This is a genomic window from Vibrio sp. 1402 (assembly GCF_033340275.1).
In genome coordinates this window covers 1-540 of sequence record NZ_JAWOWE010000619.1, presented here as the reverse complement: position 1 = coordinate 540, position 540 = coordinate 1, and the positions used below count along the sequence as shown (strand labels likewise).

Genomic DNA, 540 nt, shown 5'->3' with positions numbered 1-540 from the left:
GGATGAAAACTCCGGGCCAATGCCAATGGCATGTTGGAGTTGTAAAAGTCCTGATGTCGCTCGCGTGATAGAAGAACGTGGCGAGGATGGCTACTTCTCTGGTAAATGGGCACGTCTAGGCTCAGAAATCGTCAATCCTATCGGCTGTTCTGATTTTCACGACACTCGCTCAGAAAAATTCAACCAAGGCGAGCCAGAACTAGCACTAACCAGACCTTATGTTGAGCGAGCATTCGATGTAATTGGAAAAAACTTTGATGAGCAGTCGCGCCTTGATAAACAAGCGTCTGTGTGTGCTCAGTGCCATGTCGAATACTACTTTACAGGACCAACGAAAGCGGTGAAATTCCCTTGGGATATGGGTACAACTGTCGGTGACATGGAGAAGTATTACGATGCGTTGGACTTTAAAGATTGGACTCACGCCGTTTCTAAAGCACCGATGCTAAAAGCACAGCACCCTGGCTTCGAGACTTGGCGTGAAGGGATTCACGGCAAAAACAAAGTGGTTTGCGTCGATTGCCATATGCCGAAGGTGAC

General features: G+C 48.0%; 1 protein-coding gene. It reads left to right on the top strand.

What is annotated here, in order from left to right:
• Positions 1–540, top strand: a 540-nt coding sequence (locus R7044_RS27575; RefSeq protein WP_225456276.1) for an ammonia-forming cytochrome c nitrite reductase subunit c552, incomplete at both ends; no start/stop codon positions are given.